Origin of the sequence: Cupriavidus gilardii (assembly GCF_013314895.1) — a bacterium.
GTDB classification, from domain to species: Bacteria; Pseudomonadota; Gammaproteobacteria; order Burkholderiales; family Burkholderiaceae; genus Cupriavidus; species Cupriavidus gilardii_C.
In genome coordinates this window covers 84,338-100,351 of the sequence record NZ_JABTYE010000009.1, presented here as the reverse complement: position 1 = coordinate 100,351, position 16,014 = coordinate 84,338, and the positions used below count along the sequence as shown (strand labels likewise).

17 protein-coding genes are annotated in these 16,014 nt (G+C 66.3%); 4 read left to right on the top strand and 13 right to left on the bottom strand.

Annotated elements, in window-relative coordinates; translation table 11 throughout:
- Positions 1–6: 6 nt before the first annotated feature.
- Entirely contained in the window at positions 7–1,242 is a 1,236-nt protein-coding gene (locus HTY53_RS11110; RefSeq protein WP_174106573.1) for a YbfB/YjiJ family MFS transporter, read from the bottom strand.
- A gap of 179 nt (positions 1,243–1,421) precedes the next feature.
- On the opposite strand from HTY53_RS11110, the gene HTY53_RS11105 reads away from it, so the two are divergent.
- Together HTY53_RS11105 and HTY53_RS11100 are read left to right on the top strand one after the other, a co-directional pair.
- Complete coding sequence (locus HTY53_RS11105) at positions 1,422–2,012, top strand: TetR/AcrR family transcriptional regulator (RefSeq protein ID WP_174106571.1); 591 nt, start codon at positions 1,422–1,424, stop codon at positions 2,010–2,012.
- 131 nt (positions 2,013–2,143) lie between these two features.
- Positions 2,144–2,881, top strand: coding sequence for an SDR family oxidoreductase (locus tag HTY53_RS11100; protein ID WP_174106569.1), 738 nt, complete (start codon positions 2,144–2,146; stop codon positions 2,879–2,881).
- Positions 2,882–2,901: 20 nt separating this feature from the next.
- Here HTY53_RS11100 and HTY53_RS11095 read toward each other — a convergent pair whose 3' ends face one another.
- Positions 2,902–3,864: a GlxA family transcriptional regulator gene (locus tag HTY53_RS11095; protein WP_174106568.1), complete on the bottom strand. Its 963-nt coding sequence runs from the start codon at positions 3,862–3,864 to the stop codon at positions 2,902–2,904.
- A 236-nt stretch (positions 3,865–4,100) separates the two neighbouring features.
- Between HTY53_RS11095 and HTY53_RS11090 the strand changes: the two genes are divergently transcribed.
- Complete coding sequence (locus tag HTY53_RS11090; protein WP_174106566.1) at positions 4,101–4,742, top strand: HD domain-containing protein; 642 nt, start codon at positions 4,101–4,103, stop codon at positions 4,740–4,742.
- 62 nt (positions 4,743–4,804) lie between these two features.
- On the opposite strand, the gene HTY53_RS11085 is transcribed toward HTY53_RS11090, so the two are convergent.
- The 8 genes from HTY53_RS11085 to HTY53_RS11050 all read right to left on the bottom strand — a co-directional run bounded on the left by HTY53_RS11085 (position 4,805) and on the right by HTY53_RS11050 (position 12,303).
- The gene (locus HTY53_RS11085; protein ID WP_174106564.1) at positions 4,805–5,275 is read right to left on the bottom strand and encodes a GFA family protein; all 471 of its coding nucleotides are present in this window, start codon (positions 5,273–5,275) and stop codon (positions 4,805–4,807) included.
- Between the two features lie 117 nt (positions 5,276–5,392).
- The gene (locus tag HTY53_RS11080; RefSeq protein ID WP_174106563.1) at positions 5,393–6,412 is read right to left on the bottom strand and encodes a Bug family tripartite tricarboxylate transporter substrate binding protein; all 1,020 of its coding nucleotides are present in this window, start codon (positions 6,410–6,412) and stop codon (positions 5,393–5,395) included.
- Positions 6,413–6,481: 69 nt separating this feature from the next.
- The gene (locus tag HTY53_RS11075; RefSeq protein WP_174106562.1) at positions 6,482–7,405 is read right to left on the bottom strand and encodes an HpcH/HpaI aldolase/citrate lyase family protein; all 924 of its coding nucleotides are present in this window, start codon (positions 7,403–7,405) and stop codon (positions 6,482–6,484) included.
- A 78-nt stretch (positions 7,406–7,483) separates the two neighbouring features.
- The gene (locus tag HTY53_RS11070; protein WP_174106560.1) at positions 7,484–8,719 is read right to left on the bottom strand and encodes a CaiB/BaiF CoA transferase family protein; all 1,236 of its coding nucleotides are present in this window, start codon (positions 8,717–8,719) and stop codon (positions 7,484–7,486) included.
- Complete coding sequence (locus HTY53_RS11065; protein ID WP_338018979.1) at positions 8,716–9,225, bottom strand: MaoC family dehydratase; 510 nt, start codon at positions 9,223–9,225, stop codon at positions 8,716–8,718. Before HTY53_RS11065 ends, HTY53_RS11070 begins: the two co-directional genes overlap by 4 nt.
- On the bottom strand, positions 9,204–10,442 hold the full coding sequence (locus HTY53_RS11060) for an acyl-CoA dehydrogenase family protein (protein ID WP_174106557.1): 1,239 nt from the start codon (positions 10,440–10,442) through the stop codon (positions 9,204–9,206). Before HTY53_RS11060 ends, HTY53_RS11065 begins: the two co-directional genes overlap by 22 nt.
- Positions 10,439–10,954, bottom strand: a complete 516-nt coding sequence (locus tag HTY53_RS11055) for a MaoC family dehydratase (RefSeq protein WP_238509074.1) — start codon at positions 10,952–10,954, stop codon at positions 10,439–10,441. Before HTY53_RS11055 ends, HTY53_RS11060 begins: the two co-directional genes overlap by 4 nt.
- Entirely contained in the window at positions 10,951–12,303 is a 1,353-nt protein-coding gene (locus HTY53_RS11050; RefSeq protein WP_174106555.1) for an MmgE/PrpD family protein, read from the bottom strand. The genes HTY53_RS11055 and HTY53_RS11050 overlap by 4 nt, the downstream gene beginning before the upstream one ends.
- A 207-nt stretch (positions 12,304–12,510) precedes the next feature.
- On the opposite strand from HTY53_RS11050, the gene HTY53_RS11045 reads away from it, so the two are divergent.
- Positions 12,511–13,434 carry an HpcH/HpaI aldolase/citrate lyase family protein gene (locus tag HTY53_RS11045; RefSeq protein WP_254599916.1) on the top strand — a complete coding sequence of 308 codons (924 nt, stop codon included), beginning with the start codon at positions 12,511–12,513 and terminating at the stop codon, positions 13,432–13,434.
- Here HTY53_RS11045 and HTY53_RS11040 read toward each other — a convergent pair.
- From HTY53_RS11040 to HTY53_RS11030, 3 genes are all read right to left on the bottom strand, one after another.
- Complete coding sequence (locus HTY53_RS11040) at positions 13,431–14,168, bottom strand: IclR family transcriptional regulator (protein ID WP_238509071.1); 738 nt, start codon at positions 14,166–14,168, stop codon at positions 13,431–13,433. The two genes, HTY53_RS11045 and HTY53_RS11040, sit on opposite strands and share 4 nt — an antisense overlap.
- Positions 14,169–14,284: 116 nt before the next feature.
- Positions 14,285–15,517, bottom strand: coding sequence for a type II toxin-antitoxin system HipA family toxin (locus HTY53_RS11035; RefSeq protein ID WP_174106553.1), 1,233 nt, complete (start codon positions 15,515–15,517; stop codon positions 14,285–14,287).
- Positions 15,514–15,855 carry a helix-turn-helix domain-containing protein gene (locus HTY53_RS11030; protein WP_174106551.1) on the bottom strand — a complete coding sequence of 114 codons (342 nt, stop codon included), beginning with the start codon at positions 15,853–15,855 and terminating at the stop codon, positions 15,514–15,516. The genes HTY53_RS11035 and HTY53_RS11030 overlap by 4 nt, the downstream gene beginning before the upstream one ends.
- Positions 15,856–16,014 lie beyond the last annotated feature (159 nt).

The window sequence follows — 16,014 nt, the reverse complement described above, 5'->3', positions numbered from 1 at the left end:
GCACGCTCAGGAGCGGGCCATCTGCGAATCCCTGGCCTTGGCGGGGAAGCAGAGGTCCGCCAGCAATGCCACCAGGAGCAGCGCCGCCGCGGTCAGAAACAGCAGCCGGTGCGATCCCCCGGTGGCATTGAACAGCGCGGAATAGGCGTAACCCGCGACTGCCATTGCCGCCGCCGACAGGATGCTGGCGCGGCTCCAGGCGATGTTCTGCCGTGGCGCATGCTCCGGCACGAGTTCGTGCACGCGGGCCAGCGCCAACGGCACCATGCCGGGCGCGAAGGTGCCAATGACAACGGTCAGGGCGCCCAGCACCAGCAGATTGTCGGTGATGTAGACCGCGGCCAGCACGATGGCGAGCACCAGCGATACCAGCCGGATGCTCGGGCTGGCGCCGAGGCGATCGGCGAGGAAGCCATACAGCGGCGGGCCCGCGATGGCGCCCAGGCCGTAGATTGCCCAGAACACCGCACCCAGATGCGTGCCCGCACCCAGACCGCGTGCGATGAAGTCCACCAGAAAGACCATCGGCACCACGGCCGCCGTGGCCATCAGCGCGTACTGCAGGTACAGCATCGAGACGGCGCCGCCGAAATGCGACTTCGCGGACGCCGCCGCTTTCACCGCTGCTGTCGGGTGGCGATCCAGTTGCCGCGGCGGCCACGCGAACCAGCTGGCGGCGGTCAGCAGCGCCGACAGAATGCCCAGGCCGATCCAGGTCTGGGCCAGGCCCAGTTGCAGCAGCAGCGGAATCAGGGTGCCCGATCCCGCAATCCCAAGCCCCAGGCCGAGGAAGATCGCGCCGCTCGCGGCGCCTTTGCGCGCCGGGGGCACGTGCGGCAGGATGGTGCCGGCCACCAGCACCATGACGACGCCGCCTGCCATGCCGGACATGAAGCGCCACGAGAAATACCAGCCGAACGACAGCGGCACGGCGCAGGCAAGGAAGGCGGCGGTGATCCACACCATCATCAGCCGCAGCGTGCGTTCGTTGCCCAGGCGCGCCCCGACCGTCCGGCCGATCAGCGCGCCGCAGACATAGCCGGCCAGGTTGGCGGCACCGAGATAGATCACGCTGGAAGCGGGGAACCAGTGCGCCTGGATCAGTTCGGGGATCAGCGGCGTGAAGGCGAAGCGCGCCAGCCCGATGCTGTCGAGGCTGGCGCACAGGCCGGCAAAGATATAGCGCCAGACCAGCGCACGGTCGAGCTGTGCGGGCGTGAAGGTGGGGGAGGGCTTGGTCATTCGTTCGGGGTTTGAGGGTGGCGGAAGCCATCGTCCAGCGATAACGCGATCGACATGCGATGTTTGACACTCATGTCATGTTTGCCAACATAGTCAAGATTGACGGGGGTGTCAATAATGGGCTTAAATGGCGGCATGTCTTCAAGGGGGTTTTGACGCCCCTGCATTCGGAGAAACAGATGGCTGGCGTTCGCCAATTCGATGAAAACCTGGCGCTGGACAAGGCATTGGCGTTGTTCTGGCAGAAGGGCTATGCCGCGACCTCGATGCAGGAACTGGCCGAAGCGACGGGGGTGCAGCGCGGCTCGTTGTACAACGCCTATGGCGACAAGCAGACGCTGTTCCTGCGCGTGTTCGACGTCTACCGCGAGCGGTTCGTCGGCCAGATGCGGGTGGCCCTGGACAAGCCGAAGTTGCGCGATGCGCTGCGCGGCTTCTTCTCCTGCGTCATCACGTCGATGACGACCGGGACGCCGACTCGCGGCTGCCTCAGCACCAAGACCGCCGTGGGCACCGAGGATCTGGACGGCCCGATGCGCGCGGCGCTGAAGGCGCTGCTCGACGATATCGAACAGGTGCTGTTCGATCGCCTGTCGCGCGAGGACCAGCAAGCGCAGCCGGCAGAACTCGCGCTGCCGCCGCGGCAGGCAGCCCGGCTGATCGTCACGTTCACGCGCGGGCTGGTGGTGGTCGAACGGGTCTATCAGGACGAGAAGCGGCTGCGCACGGTGGCCGACAGCCTGATCGCCGTGCTGCTCGGGACGCAATAGCCCGGGCGGCACCATTGTTCAAGCCCGGCTAACAGTCCTGCCAATGCCGGGGCGATGATCTTTTCGGCGCCGCCGCGCATAGTTCTCCCATGTCGCGACCTTCCTTAGCGACCCTCGAGCGGAGAACCAACATGAGCACTCAAGACCAAGTCGCCATCGTGACCGGTGCCTCGCGCGGCATCGGCGCCGCCATTGCCCAGCGTCTGGCCCGCGACGGCTTCACCGTCGTCATCAACTATGCGGGCAGCGCGCGCGATGCCGAGGCATTGGCCCGGCAGATCGAGCAGGCCGGCGGCCGCGCCATCACGGCGCAGGCGGATGTCAGCGACGGCGCAGCCGTCCGGCGCCTGTTCGATGCCGCCGAGACCGCCTTCGGTGGCGTCGACGTGCTGGTCAACAACGCCGGCATCATGCGGCTGGCGGCGCTGGCCGACAGCGACGACGCGCTGTTCGACAGCCATATCGCGATCAATCTGAAGGGCACTTTCAACACGCTGCGCGAGGCCGCGCGGCGGCTGCGGCAGGGCGGGCGGATCATCAATCTGTCGTCGAGCGTGGTGGGCCTGTATCAACCGACCTACGCGGTGTATGCGGCGACCAAGGCCGGCGTCGAAGCGATGACCCACGTGCTGACCAAGGAATTGCGCGGCCGAAATATCACCGTCAATACGGTGGCGCCCGGTCCCACGGCCACCGCGCTGTTTCTCGACGGCAAACCGCAGGAGGTCATCGAGCGCCTGGCAAAGCTCGCACCGCTGGAGCGGCTGGGGCAACCCGACGATATCGCCAACGCGGTGGCCTTCCTCGCCGGCCCGGATGGCGCCTGGATCAATGGGCAGACGCTGCGCGCCAACGGCGGCGTCATCTGAGGCAGGGGGGCTGGCCGGCGCTAGCGGAAGTTCGCGCGATACTGCGCCGGCGAGATGCCGAGCCGCTGCTGGAACAGGACCCGCATGCGATCCACCGTGACGAAGCCGCATTTGTAGGCGATCGACTTCAACGGCAGCGCACTGCCTTCCAGCAGATTGCGCGCGATATCGATGCGCGCCCGCTCGATGAACGCATGCGGCGTCATGCCGGTATCGGCCACGAACAAGCGCACCAGATTGCGTCCGCTCATGCCGACCGCGGCCGCCAGCGCGTCGAGCGTCAGCCTGGCGCCGATATTGGCCATCACATAGGCCTGCACGCGCGCCACTGGCGAATCGGCCTGGCTGGGCGCCGCGGCCAGGTACGGACTGAACTGCGACTGCCCGCCCTGGCGCTGCGCGACTACGACAAGCCGCTTGGCCACCGCCAGTGCCACCTTGGCGCCATGGTCTTCGCGCACGAGGGCCAGCGCCAGATCGATCCCCGCCGTAACACCTGCCGACGTGACCAGCTTGCCGTCGCGCAGATAAATGCGGTCGTATTCGACCGTGGCGGCGCGAAAGCGCTCGGCCAGGTGAGCGGCGTTCTGCCAATGGGTCGTCACCGTACGGCCGTCCAGCAGGCCGGCGTGGCCCAGCACGAAGGCGCCGGTGCAGACGGAGCCATGCAGCCGTGCGCGCGACGCCGCGGTGCGCAGCCACTTCGACACCGCGGCATCCGCCGGCGCATTCGGCAGCCCCGGGCCGCCCGCCACCAGCACGATATCGAAGCGCGGCGCTTCGTCGCTGAGCGACAGGTCCGGCATCAGTTGCATGCCGTTCGACGCGCGCAGCGGCTTGCGCGTCTTGCCGACCAGCACCGTTTCATAGCGGTCCTTGCGCCCGATGAAGGCGTTGGCCTCGGCGAAGACGTCGACGGGCCCGGCGACATCGAGCGCCTGCACGCCTTCGAGCATCAGGATGGCGACGGTGGTGACGCTCATCTCGTCGATTCCCTTTGGGTGTCCTGAAGCGCGGTCATGATGTCCTGATCTGACGGAATGCTGTCATTGTAGTCAAGCGCCGCGCAGACCAGAATCGAATCGCAAGACGGACTCGCCGAACCGATGGAAGTAGGCGGCGACCCGGCTGGCAGTTTTCCTTCCCACTGTAGCGATGGCGACGGCGCCGTGCATGATGCCGCTGCCCTCGCCATGGCCACCATTCAGGAGCATTAACGATGTCCGAAATCATTGCCGGCATTCGCGTACCCGACAGCGCGATGGCCCGCGCCGCGACCCAGCTGGTCCGCGACACCGAGGACGACCTGCTGTACCACCATAGCCGCCGCGTGTTTTTCTGGGGCGCGCTGACCGGCGAGCGCAAGGCGCTGGCCTACGATCCCGAGCTGCTCTATATCGGCGCGATGTTCCACGACATGGGGCTGACGCAGCGCTATGCCAGCGACGATCTGCGCTTCGAAGTGGACGGCGCCAATGCGGCGCGCGATTTCCTGAAGGGCTACGGTATTGCCGAGCGGGATATCGACGACGTCTGGGCCGCCATCGCGCTGCACACCACGCCGGGCATCCCCGAGCATATGCGGCCGACGGTCGCGCTGGTCACGGCGGGCGTCGAAATGGACGTGCTGGGGCTGTGCTATCACGACTTCACCGGCGAGCAGCGCGATCACGTCTGCCGGCATCACCCCCGCGAGCACAATTTCAAGGAAAGCATCATCGACCATTTCGCCGAGGGCACGCGTCGCAAGCCGATGACGACCTTCGGCAACGTCAAGGCCGACGTGCTGGCGCTGAAGGACCCGAGCTACAAGCGCCTGAACTTCTGCAGCATCATCCTGGGATCGGCCTGGCCGACCTGAGTCGGCAGGGCCTGGGCCAGGCGTGCCGCTGCTTCGCAGACGCCTGGCCCCGACTCCACGCTCTAGCGGCCCGGGCGCGGGCCCTTTTCCGCGAATTCCGCGACGAGCGGGCCATACTCCTCCATCAGCGGGAATTTCTCGAAGCTGTGCACCGCCCCGGTCGTTGCCCAAGGCAGCGCTTCGCTCGTATACGTCTCGACATAGGGCCGGAACCATGCGGCATCGTCCAGCATGGAGGGGCGAACGTTGACAAAGCCCATGCTCGGTTCGAGTTCGGTGAACACCCAGGTCTTGCACCAATCGCAATGCCGGTGATGAATTTGCTCCCCATGCATGCCGCCGACGACGGGCTCACCCTCGGTCACGCGAAAGCCGGCCTCGGGAATCGCCATCGACAGCGAGAAGGCGCTGGCGCTCATCTTCTGGCAGCCGGTGCAGTGGCACGCCATCGTCAGCAGCGGCGGAGCGGTAATCTCGAAGCGCAGCCGTCCACATCGGCATCCGCCGGTCCAGGGCAAGTTCCAATCGTTCATCGCGATCTCGTCGTCGGTTGGAGAAGACGAAATTCTATGATGGATCGGAATTCCCCTGCCTTGGTGTCCATGCCGTGGCGATGGCGGCCTCTATGGCGATGGCACGCCGGCGGACTTTCATTGCAGTGTCAGTCCGATCGCCTTGGTAGCGGCCTGGTAGGTGGGCCACACGCGGCCGATGAACTGACGCAGCGCGTCGCCGGTCAACGGCGTGTCCTGGCTGCCAAGTTGCTGCCTGACCGCCTTGACCTGCTCGGATTCGGTGATCGACTTCGACACCAGTTCGGCCAGACGCGCGGCGATCTCCGGCGCCAGGGCCGCCGGGCCCAGCAGCATGTTGCATTCGGTCAGGTTGCGGAACACCGGGCTGGTGAAGCCCTCATCGGCCCAGGTCGGGATGCCCGGCAGGCGATCGCTGCGCGGGCCGGAGATGATCAGGATCGGCTTCAGTCCGCCGGACTGCAGGCCACCCGACATGCCCAGCAGCGAGCCCGCGCCGACATCGATATGGCCGGCCAGCAGGTCGCCCATCATTGCGCCGGTGCCCTTGTAATTGATGATGTCGAGCTGCGCGCCGGTCTCCTTCTTCAGCTGCGCGACCATCAGCTGCCAGCCGGAGCCGACCCCGTAGTTGCCGACCGAAACAGGGCGCTTGCGCGCCAGGGCCAGCACCTCCTTGAAGTTGTTGGCCGGCAGGTTCTTGTTGGCCACCATCACGCCGACGCCGGTGCTGACCGCGGCGATCGGCAGCAGATCGCGGGACGGATCGATCGGCGGCTTGCGCAGCAGCACCGGCGCCTGGGCGAGCTGGCTGTGCAGCGTGAACAGCAGCGTGTAGCCGTCGGGCTCGCTGCGCGCCACGGTCTCGGCCGCAATCATGCCGACACCCCCGGGCTTGTTCTCCACCACCACGGGAACCTTCAGCACGCTGGTGAAGTACTCGGCGAACGCGCGCGCCGTGCTGTCGTTGGAAGAGCCGGGCGCCTGTGCGGCAATGATGCGGATCGGCCGGCTCGGCCAGTTGGCGGCGCGCGCGGATGCGAACGGCCACGGCAGCATGGCCAGCGCGGCGCCGGCGCGCAGCAGGCGGCGGCGCTGGCCGTCGGCCGGGCATTGGAGTGGGTTGTCAGCCTTCATATCGTCTCCGTATCGTTGTTATCACTGCACGGCCGCGTGTCCCGGCCTCCGTTCCCGCCGTAGCGGGCGCTACATGCCGATCAACGTGGCGCGCTCGACCAGATTGCGCAGGATGCGGATCGATGCGATGTCGATCATCTTGCCGTCGTACTGGACCGCGCCCAGGCCTTGCGCGAGCGCGGCATCGTAGGCCCGCATCATGTCGCGGGCGCGGGCCACGTCCTCGGGCGAGGGGGAGAACACCTGCTGCGCCAACTCGACCTGCGACGGGTGGATCGCCCATTTGCCGACCATGCCGAGGATCATTGCGCGCCGGGCTTCCTGCAGATAGATGTCGGGGTCGCGGAAATCGGCGAAGGGGCCATCGACCGCGTCGAGCCGGTTGGCGCGCGCGGCGATCGTCAGCCGGTGCCGCTGGTAGTGCCAGATGTCGCCCGGATACCCGCCGCTGCCCCCGATGTCGCGTACCGACACGCCCTGGCTGGCCGAGTAATCGCCCATGCCGAAGATCAGGCATTCGAGCCGGGGCGTGGAGGCCGCGATTGCCTCTACGTTCATCATCGCCTCGACCTCTTCGATCAGCACGTCGATGCCGATCCGATGCGGCAGCTTCAGCTTGATCTCCATCATCGTCAGCAGCTTGTCGACGAACTGCACGTCGGCCGCGCTCATCGCCTTGGGCAGCATGATCGCGTCGAGGTTGGCGCCGGCGCCCTCGACCACTTCGATGATGTCCTCGTAGGCGTACTCGGTGGTCAGGTCGTTGATGCGCACGCAGCGGGTGGTCCTGCCCCAGTCGAGCTGGTTCAGTGCATCGACGATCTTCGCCCGCGCGGGGCGCTTTTCCGAGGGCGCGACCGCGTCTTCGAGATCGAGGAAGACGAAATCGACGTCCATCGCGGCCGCCTTGCTCATCATCTTCTCGCTCGAGCCCGGTACGGAAAGCTGGCAGCGGCGCAGCCGTTTTGGCCGTTGTTGTGCATCCCTTTGCATCACTGTGTTTGCTCCTTGGTGTTGAGAGTGGCTGTCGCTCCGGTCGCTCCGGTCGCTCCCGAGATCGGGCGATGGCGGCTACTGCCGGCCGGCCGCGAGCGCGGCAATTTCCGTCGCGGTGAAGCCGAAGTCGGCCAGCGTGTGCGCGGTGTGCTCGCCGACCAGCGGTGCCCGCCGCCGCACCGTGCCCGGTGTCGCGCTCATCCGCACGGGCGTTCCGGCGACGGTCAATGGCCGTGCCGCGCCCGGTTGTTCCACCTCGACCAGCATGTTCCGCACGCGAAAATGCGAGTCGGCGAAGATGTCCCCGGCATCGAACACCGGACCGAACGGAATCTCGCCGCCAAGATCGTGCGCGAGCTGCTGCTTGGTGAATTGCCGGGTCCAGGCCGAGACCAGCTCGTCCACCGCTTCACGATGCGCGACGCGCGCGTCGTTGGTGGCAAAGCGGGGGTCGTGCTGCAGCTCGGGGCGCTGCATGCGCGCCACCAGCAGGGCCCAGAAGCGGTCGTTCGGCACGCCCAGGCTGACGTGGCCGTCAGCGGCCGGAAACAGTCCGAACGGGCACAGCAGCGGATGGCCGTTGCCCTCGGCCCCGGGCGCCTTGCCGGTGACGCTGTACTGGAACACCAGGCGCTCGCAGACGGCGAGCACCGCATCGACCATCGCGACGTCGACGAACTGGCCCTGACCGGTTCGCTGCGCCCGCCAGCAGGCCGCGGCGATGCCATAGGCCAGAAACATCGCGGGGACGATGTCGCCGATACCGGGCCCGACCTTGGTCGGCGCGCCGCCGCGTTGCGGCCCGGTGATGCCCATGATGCCGCCCATGGCCTGCGCCACCGGGTCATAGGCGGGCCACTCGGCGTAAGGGCTGGCGCCGCTGCGCGGATCGCCGAAGCCGCGCAGCGTGGCATAGACGAGCCGCGGATTCTCGGCGGCCAGGGTCTCGTAGCCCAGCCCGAGGCGGTCCATCACGCCGACCCGATAGTTCTCGACCAGCACGTCGGCCTGCCGCACCAGCCGCAGCAGCGCCTCCCGCCCGGCCGGATGCTTCAGGTCCAGTTCCACCGATTCCTTGCCGCGGTTGATCGAGGCGAAATAGGCGCCGTACCCCCGCTGCTCGAGCCGCAGCGCGCCATCCAGATGCGGCCCGTTGCGGCGCGTCAGGTCGCCGCCTGGCGGCTCGATCTTGATCACCCGCGCGCCCTGGTCGGCCAGCATCATCGAGGCGTACGGCCCGGCCAGCATCTGTGTCAGATCGAGCACCACCAGGCCATCGAGGGCGCCGGCAGGGCGGCCGTCCCCACTCATCGCGCGCCCCAATGGCTCTTGCGCTTGAGCAGGACCGTGCGTTCCGCCTGCACGCACAGCTTGTCGTGCTGATTGATGCCGTAATGGCGGAAACGGACGAGACCCGCATCGGCGCGGTCGGCCGCTTCCTCGACGGCCAGCACTTCCGAATAGGCGTACAGCGTGTCGCCATGGAAGACCGGATGGGACAGCCGGATCTTGTCCAGGCCCACTTCGCGCAGGCATTGCTCCGCGGTGTCCTGTGCGGCCAGGCCCAGCACCATCGACAGATTGATGCCGCCGAACACGACCCGCTGCGAGAAGATGCCGTTGGCGGCGCGGCGCATTGCGTCCTCGTTGAAATGCCCCTCGGCCGTGTTCATCACCATATTCGTCAGCAGCACGTTGTCCATCTCGGTCACCGTCTTGCCGCGCGCATGGCGGATCAGCATGCCGGGGGCGAAGTCCTCGAAATAGCCGTCGTGGCTGGTCAGCGCGTGCGTCTTCATGCCGTCGTCCTCCCGGATCGTTGCTCGAAGGCCCGGCTGGCGATCATCGCTTCGACCTCCGAACGCCCCAGCAGGCTGTTGGCGATGATGCGCTGCTGGATCTCCGAGGTGCCCTCGAAGATCTTGGTCAGCCGCGCATCGCGCCAGTAACGCTCGACGGGGAAAAGCTTGGTATAGCCGGCGCCGCCGAAGATCTGCAGCGCGGCCGAGGTGACACGCTCGGCCATTTCCGAGGCGAAGTACTTGACCATCGACGCCTCCTTGTCGCACCGGCGGCCGCTGTCGATCTCATTGCAGACGTAGTACAGCAGCTGGCGCGCCGCTTCGATCTCGGTCGCCATCGTGGCGATCTTGAAGCGGATCGCCTGGTATTCGGCGATCGGCATGCCGAACTGTCGGCGCTCCAGCGAATAGGCGATCGCGTCCTCGAGCGCACCCTGGGCAAGACCAATGGCACGTGCCGCGGTATGCGCGCGCGCGCCTTCCAGTCCCTTGGCCATCAGCAGGAAGGCCTTGCCTTCGCCGCCCATCAGATTGCGGGCGGGCACGCGGACGCCGTCGAGGGCCAGCTCGAAGGTCTTCCAGCCGAAGTAGCCGATCTTGGGGATCGGCGAGCCGGTCATGCCCGGCGGAAAGCTGCCGCGTTCCTTCTCGATCATGAAGCAGGAAATGCCTTCCCAGCGCTTGTCGGGGCTCGGCGGCGGCGAAGTCCGTGCGAACAGGATCAGGTAATCGGCGCCATCGGCGAAGGTGCACCAGTATTTGTTGCCGGTCAGCACCCACTCGTCGCCGTCGCGCTCGGCGCGGCACGAGATCGAGGCCAGATCCGAGCCGGTGTCGGGCTCCGACAGCGCACTGGCATTGAGAAACTCGCCGCGCACCACACGCGGCAGGTAGGCCTTGCGCATGTCCTCCGGCATCGCCTTCATGATCCAGCCGCCCTGCGCGCGGGCGACGATGGAGGCGACCGACATCCAGCCGCGCGACAGCTGTTCGCAGATCAGGCAGTACTCGAAGATGCCAAGGCCGAGGCCGCCGTACTGCTCGGGGATCGTGATGCCGAAATAGCCCATCTCCGCCATCTTGTCGCGCAGATCCATCGGGATCTCGGCGTCGGGACCGTCGAGGGCGTTGGCGACCGGTAGTACCTCCTTCATGGTGAACTCGCGCGCCGCTTCGCGGATCATTTCGCGCTCTTCCGTCATGTAGCCCTTGCCGTCTGCCGAGATGGTCATGCCCTGGTCCTCACAAGATTCGAACGTTTGAACTCGATCACCGCTTCGCCACGCTGGTTGGTGCCGCGCGTGTGCCAGGTGACGATGCCGTAGCCGGGACGATTGCTGGCCAGCCGGCGCGCCACCACTTCGGAGCTGGCGTACAGCGTGTCGCCGGGGTACACCGGCTGCAGGTAGCTCAGTTCGTCGACGCCGAGGAACGGGCCGCCGCCTTCCGACAGGTCTTCGACGGACAGTCCGAACACGGTGTTGAACACCAGCAGCGGATTGACCGGGATACGCGGATGGCCCGCGGCTTCGGCCACGGCGACATTGGTGTATTGCGGGTTGTAGTGCAGCGTCAGCACCGAAAACAGCGTGTTGTCGGCCTCGCTGACGGTGCGGCCCCAGTGATGGGTGAATGCACGGCCAGGCTCGAAGTCCTCGTAGCGGTTGCCGCGCGCGCGCAGCGTGGCTTCTGTCTTCAGCCGTGCCACGGTCGGGTCCAGGGAAGCGGAGTCTTGGGACGTCATCGGATTGCCTCGAACAGGGAGTCAACGGAGGGGAGACGGTCCAGCGATTGCACCGCGTCGACCAGGCGGCCGAAGCGCTCGCTGCCCAGCACCGGCGTGACGATGGCCTCCGCCTTGGCAAGCAATTGCTGCCACTGGCGCTCCAGATCGCTCGCCGGCACGGCGACGTTGGCGCTCTCGCGCACGGTCCGGCCGTCGCGAGTGCGAATCTCGACGCCCGCGGCGTTGCGGTCGCCACCCTGATCGGTGCGCAGCGTGACGCGTTCGCGAGCCCGAACCAGGCGCGGATCGGTGGCCCGCTCGTCGGTGTAGTTGCTCAGCGAGGCGGTCGAGACGCCATCCAGCGCCATCACGGCAAGATGCTGGATCGCAAACTTGATCTCGAGTCCGGTGCGCGGCCGGGCGATGTCGCAGACGCCGCGATGCGGGCCCGACACGAGGATGGCCATCGTCTCCATATCGTCCAGGCCGATGCCATGCTTGCGGCGAGCCTGGGCCACGGCCTCGAGCGTGGAGTGGGTCAGGTAGCAGGACGCGTGGTACTTGAACAGCGTCCTCTCGATTGCCATGGTGTCGCGCCGCTCGAAGTGGGCAGGCAAGGGCTCGCCATCCGGAGCCTGCGTGGCGGCAAATCCCTGCGGGCATTCCAGTGCCGCGGTGTTGGCGGTGAAGCCGCGCGCCGCCAGGCGGGCCGCCATCACGCCATTCATCGCCGCCTTGCCGGCATGCAGCGGCTTTGCCATCGTGCCGAACATGCATTTCAGACCGGCGGCCTGCGTCGCCGCCAGACCGAGCGCGTGCGCGGTCCGGTCCGCGTCTAGTCCCATCAAGCGCGCACAGGCCGCGGCGGCACCGATGGCGCCGGTGGTGCCGGTGGGATGCAGGCCGAAGCGGTACTGTGCGTCGCCCAATCGCTCGCCGATGCGAGCCTCGATCTCATGGCCGATCATCAGCGCGCGCAACAGGTCGGCCCCGCTGGCGCGATGCAGCTCGGCGACCGCCAGCGCGGCGGGTGCGACCGGCACCGTCGGGTGACCGCGCATCGCGGAAGCGACATCGTCGAAATCGAGCGCGTGACCGGCGGCGCCATTGATCAGCGCGGCGTCGGCAACTTCTGCACGGGTGCCGCCAAGCAGGGAGCAGGGCGCCAGCGCATCGCCGCCATACTCGGCGGCAAGCATCGTGACCAGCGGCTCGTCGTTGGCGGCGATCGCCACCGCCAGCCAGTCCAGCAGGGCATGACGGGCCCAGACGAAGGCCGCGGGTCCGATCGCCGTATCGTCGACCGTGCTGAGCCACTGCGCCATCGCGCCGGTAAAGCCGGGTGCCGCCTGATCGGATCGTTCCATTTCCACCTGTTCATGCGCCCGGTTTGTCGGGCGTCGGTTATTGGGGTGGAGGCAGTATCGATCAGCGCGCCGCCGACTGGCATCACATATGTGATGGATGGATGCGGCCGCGATCCATCACATATGTGATGACGGTACGCCGACCGGGACGTCAGACTCGGTGTCGCGCGGCGACATGCCGCGCGTTCGGAAAGCCAACCCTTGACTATGAAAACCATGACCGACGACAACCTTCGCCTGCGCCGCTCGGTGCTCTACGTTCCCGCCGCCAATGCCCGCGCGATCGACAAGGCCAGAACGCTGCCGTGCGACGTGATCGTCTTCGACCTCGAGGACGCGGTGTCGCCCGCGATGAAGGACGCCGCACGTGCGCAACTTGGCGAGACGCTTTCCTCGCAGCCATTTCCGCATCACGAGGTCGTGCTGCGGGTCAATGCGCTCGGCACCGCCGAGTTCGAGCAGGACCTGATGCTCGCCGCCCGCGCCGGCGTCGATGCCGTGCTGTTGCCGAAGGTCAGCGGCGACGGCGATGTGCTGCGATTCGCGCGAGCCTGTGCCGTGTTGACATGGCGAAAGCCGGCGCGGCTATGGGCGATGGTGGAGACGGCTCAGGCGATTCACGCGCTCGACGCGATCGTCGTCGCAGGCGGTGCCGCGGTGCCCACGCTCGACTGCCTGGTGGTCGGTACCAACGACCTGGCCAAGGAGACGGGCGTTCTCCCCGGGGAAGAGCGCCGGTACCTGCTGCCGTGGCTGATGCAGGCGGTGCTGACCGCAAAGCGGCACGGCGTCGATATCCTCGATGGCGTCTGGAATGACTTCGGCGATCAGGCCGGCTTCGCCGTTGAACTGACGCAGTCGGTGCGGATGGCCTTCGACGGCAAGACGCTGATCCATCCTTCCCAGATCGACGCCGCCAACACAGCATTCGCTCCGTCGGATCAGCAGGTTGCCGAGGCCGAGCGGATCGCTGCCGCGTTTGCGGCGGACGAGCACGCCGATGCGGGCGTGATCAATCTTGACGGCAGGATGGTCGAGCGCCTGCATCTGGAGCAGGCGCTGCGGGTCATCGCCCGTCGCCGGGCGATTGCCACCGCGGAGCAGCGACGCGACGCAGCGGCAGCCGCCTAGCAGTTGCGGGCGACCGCCAGCACCGCGGGCAGCAGTTGCTTGCGGCGCTCATGCAGCCGGGCCACGGGTCCGCCGGTGCCGATACCCAGCCATTGCCCGCGAATTGGCGTCGCCAGCAGTGTCGCCAACACGCCGGCACCCGGCGTGGCGAGATTGGCCGACTCGTAGTAGCCCTGCTCGCGCGCCTGCCGTACCGCGCGCAGGGTGTCGGGCAGCCGTGCCGGCGGCCATCCCGCCTTGCGCTCGGCGTTATAGCGGCGCAGCAGGCGGCCGACCTCGTCGTCGCTCATGCGGCTCATCAACATGATGCCGATCGCGGTCAGATGCATCGGGCGCATGCCGCCGGATACAGCTGTGAGCCGCAGCGCATGCGGGGATTCGATGACCGACAGGTACTGCAGCATGATGCCGCTCTGGCGGCCCAGCAGCACGGTCTCGCCCGTCTCTTCGGACAGCCGCCGCATGGCGTCATGCACGGTGGCACTGGTGCCGTGCTTGCGCGTGGTCCAGTCGCAGAGAAAGGACACGCGGACAGAGGGGCAGAACGTGCGCGCCTGCGCGTCGAATTCCATATAGCCGCGCGCCACCAGCGTGCGCACCAGCATCGATACGCTCGATTGCGGGATGCCGAGCTTCTCGACGATCTCGCTGACCCGCAACGGCCGCCGCTCGCGCTCGAACAACTCGAGCAGGTCGAACACCCGGTTCGCCGACTTGACCATGCCTGCATCCATTGCCTGTCTCCCTTGCCGGGCGGCCTGGCCCCCGGTCGGTTTTATGACGGTGCATATGGTACGCCCGTCATTTCTGCAGAGAGGGCGGACGTGGGCGAAGCAGCAGCGCAGGGTAGTCAGCGCCTGGCGGGTCGGCGGCCTGTGCGTGGGGCGGGGATGGTTGTGTCGCGCATGATGTAAGGTGCGCAGGCCTCGATGTCATGGGCCGGTACGCCGGCCTCGGAAAACACCTGTCTCCACTTCGACACACCGTCGAGCAAGGCCTCGATTTCTGTACGCGCTTCGCTCTCTGTGAGCATGAATCTCGATGCATATGACAATGCGTTCACCAGCGTCGGCTCCGATCCATCATTGCCGATGATCAACTGATGGTAGTGCAGGCCCTGCATCTGCGGCTGAAGGTCATAGGCGGGTGCGAGGCGCCATGCCTGTCCCCCTGCGTGGAGGAAGGCGTGATTCTTGGCGTGATCGTCGGTGTTTTCTAGCAGCAGGTTGAACACCATCCTTCGGAACATCTGCCGGCTGTCATCGACGGGTGTTGGTGAAAACTGCCGAGCCACCTCCGCTATGTCCGCGTAGGACATTTCCGGTTCGCCAATTCCCTGCGCAAGAAGCATGGTACGTGCGCTGGCGAAATGCGTGCGAGCCCCATCCGGTTCACGATCGAAGCGGGCCACCAGCAGTACGCTGCTGCGATCCAGCTTCACCAGCCGCGATTCCGGTACGTCGATGCCGCAGGTGGCGGCGAGTCGCAAGGAGGCATGCTCGATTGCACAGAAATCGACGTCGTCTCCTTGCGCCGGGAATTTCGCTATCCATGCACGTCCGTCATCATCGATGGTTGCTTTGGGCCGAGCTCCGCCCGCCGTCCCCCCGGGTCGAAGCAATTGCCGCAGCCGTTCGTCGATCGGCAGTTGTAGTTCCACCGCGCGTGCTGCCTCTAGCAGGCTGCCCAGATCGCCTCGACGAAAAACCGGGGACTGTTCGACGATGTAAGCCTGATCGGAAAGGCAAAAGCCGAACGCGCCAATGCGATCTTCGCCAGCCAGTGCCAGATAGTCGATGGCGGCGCGGCGGCGCGGATTGAAGGCTCGGTCGATGACGCGTTGACCCCAGCGATCCGGTCCCGCGTCTTCAAAGATCGGGGGCAACGGGAGGCCTGGTGGTGGCGCATATTGACCCGGCCGCAATGGAAGGTCTGGGGAAACCGGAAAGCTGTCCTGGCGTTCGAGATACTCGGTGGCATAGGAAAACAGGCTCTGGCGTCCACCGATCAGGTCCAGGCGTCCGCACAGCACTGGCGTTGGCCGATGCCGCAGGTATATCCATACAAAGAGATGGTCCGTCACGGCTTTCTCCATGTCACTTTGGCAGCGGTGCTTGTGCGTTGAATGCGCGACAGTTCGAGTTCCAGGGCCACTTCATCCACAGCGGGATCCGCAATCTGAGGAAGCCAGTTCAAGCGGCCCACCAGCCAGAGCGCCATTGCATAAACCGCCATCGAAACGGTGGGGTCGCCGTTTTCCATCTTCCTCAACGTAGGCACGGACACCTGCATTCGCTCCGCGAATGCCGTCATGGTTTCCTTGCGGCGCTTGCGGGCGACCCGCAGATTGGCGCCCAGGGTCTTGAGCGATCGCGAGACCGGTCCAGGTAGCGTCGTTACGGCGTTTGCTTTGCGTGGCATGGAAATAATAATAGCGCGACACCGATAAAAGAGAAAATTATTATTTGCATTTGGTGTCTGTGATCCTATGCCACGTATCACTGAAAGCGCTCCAACGGTTTCCATCCGCGCGGTGGCGAGACTTTCCGATCGGGAACCGTAATGTGCGCGAATGATCGC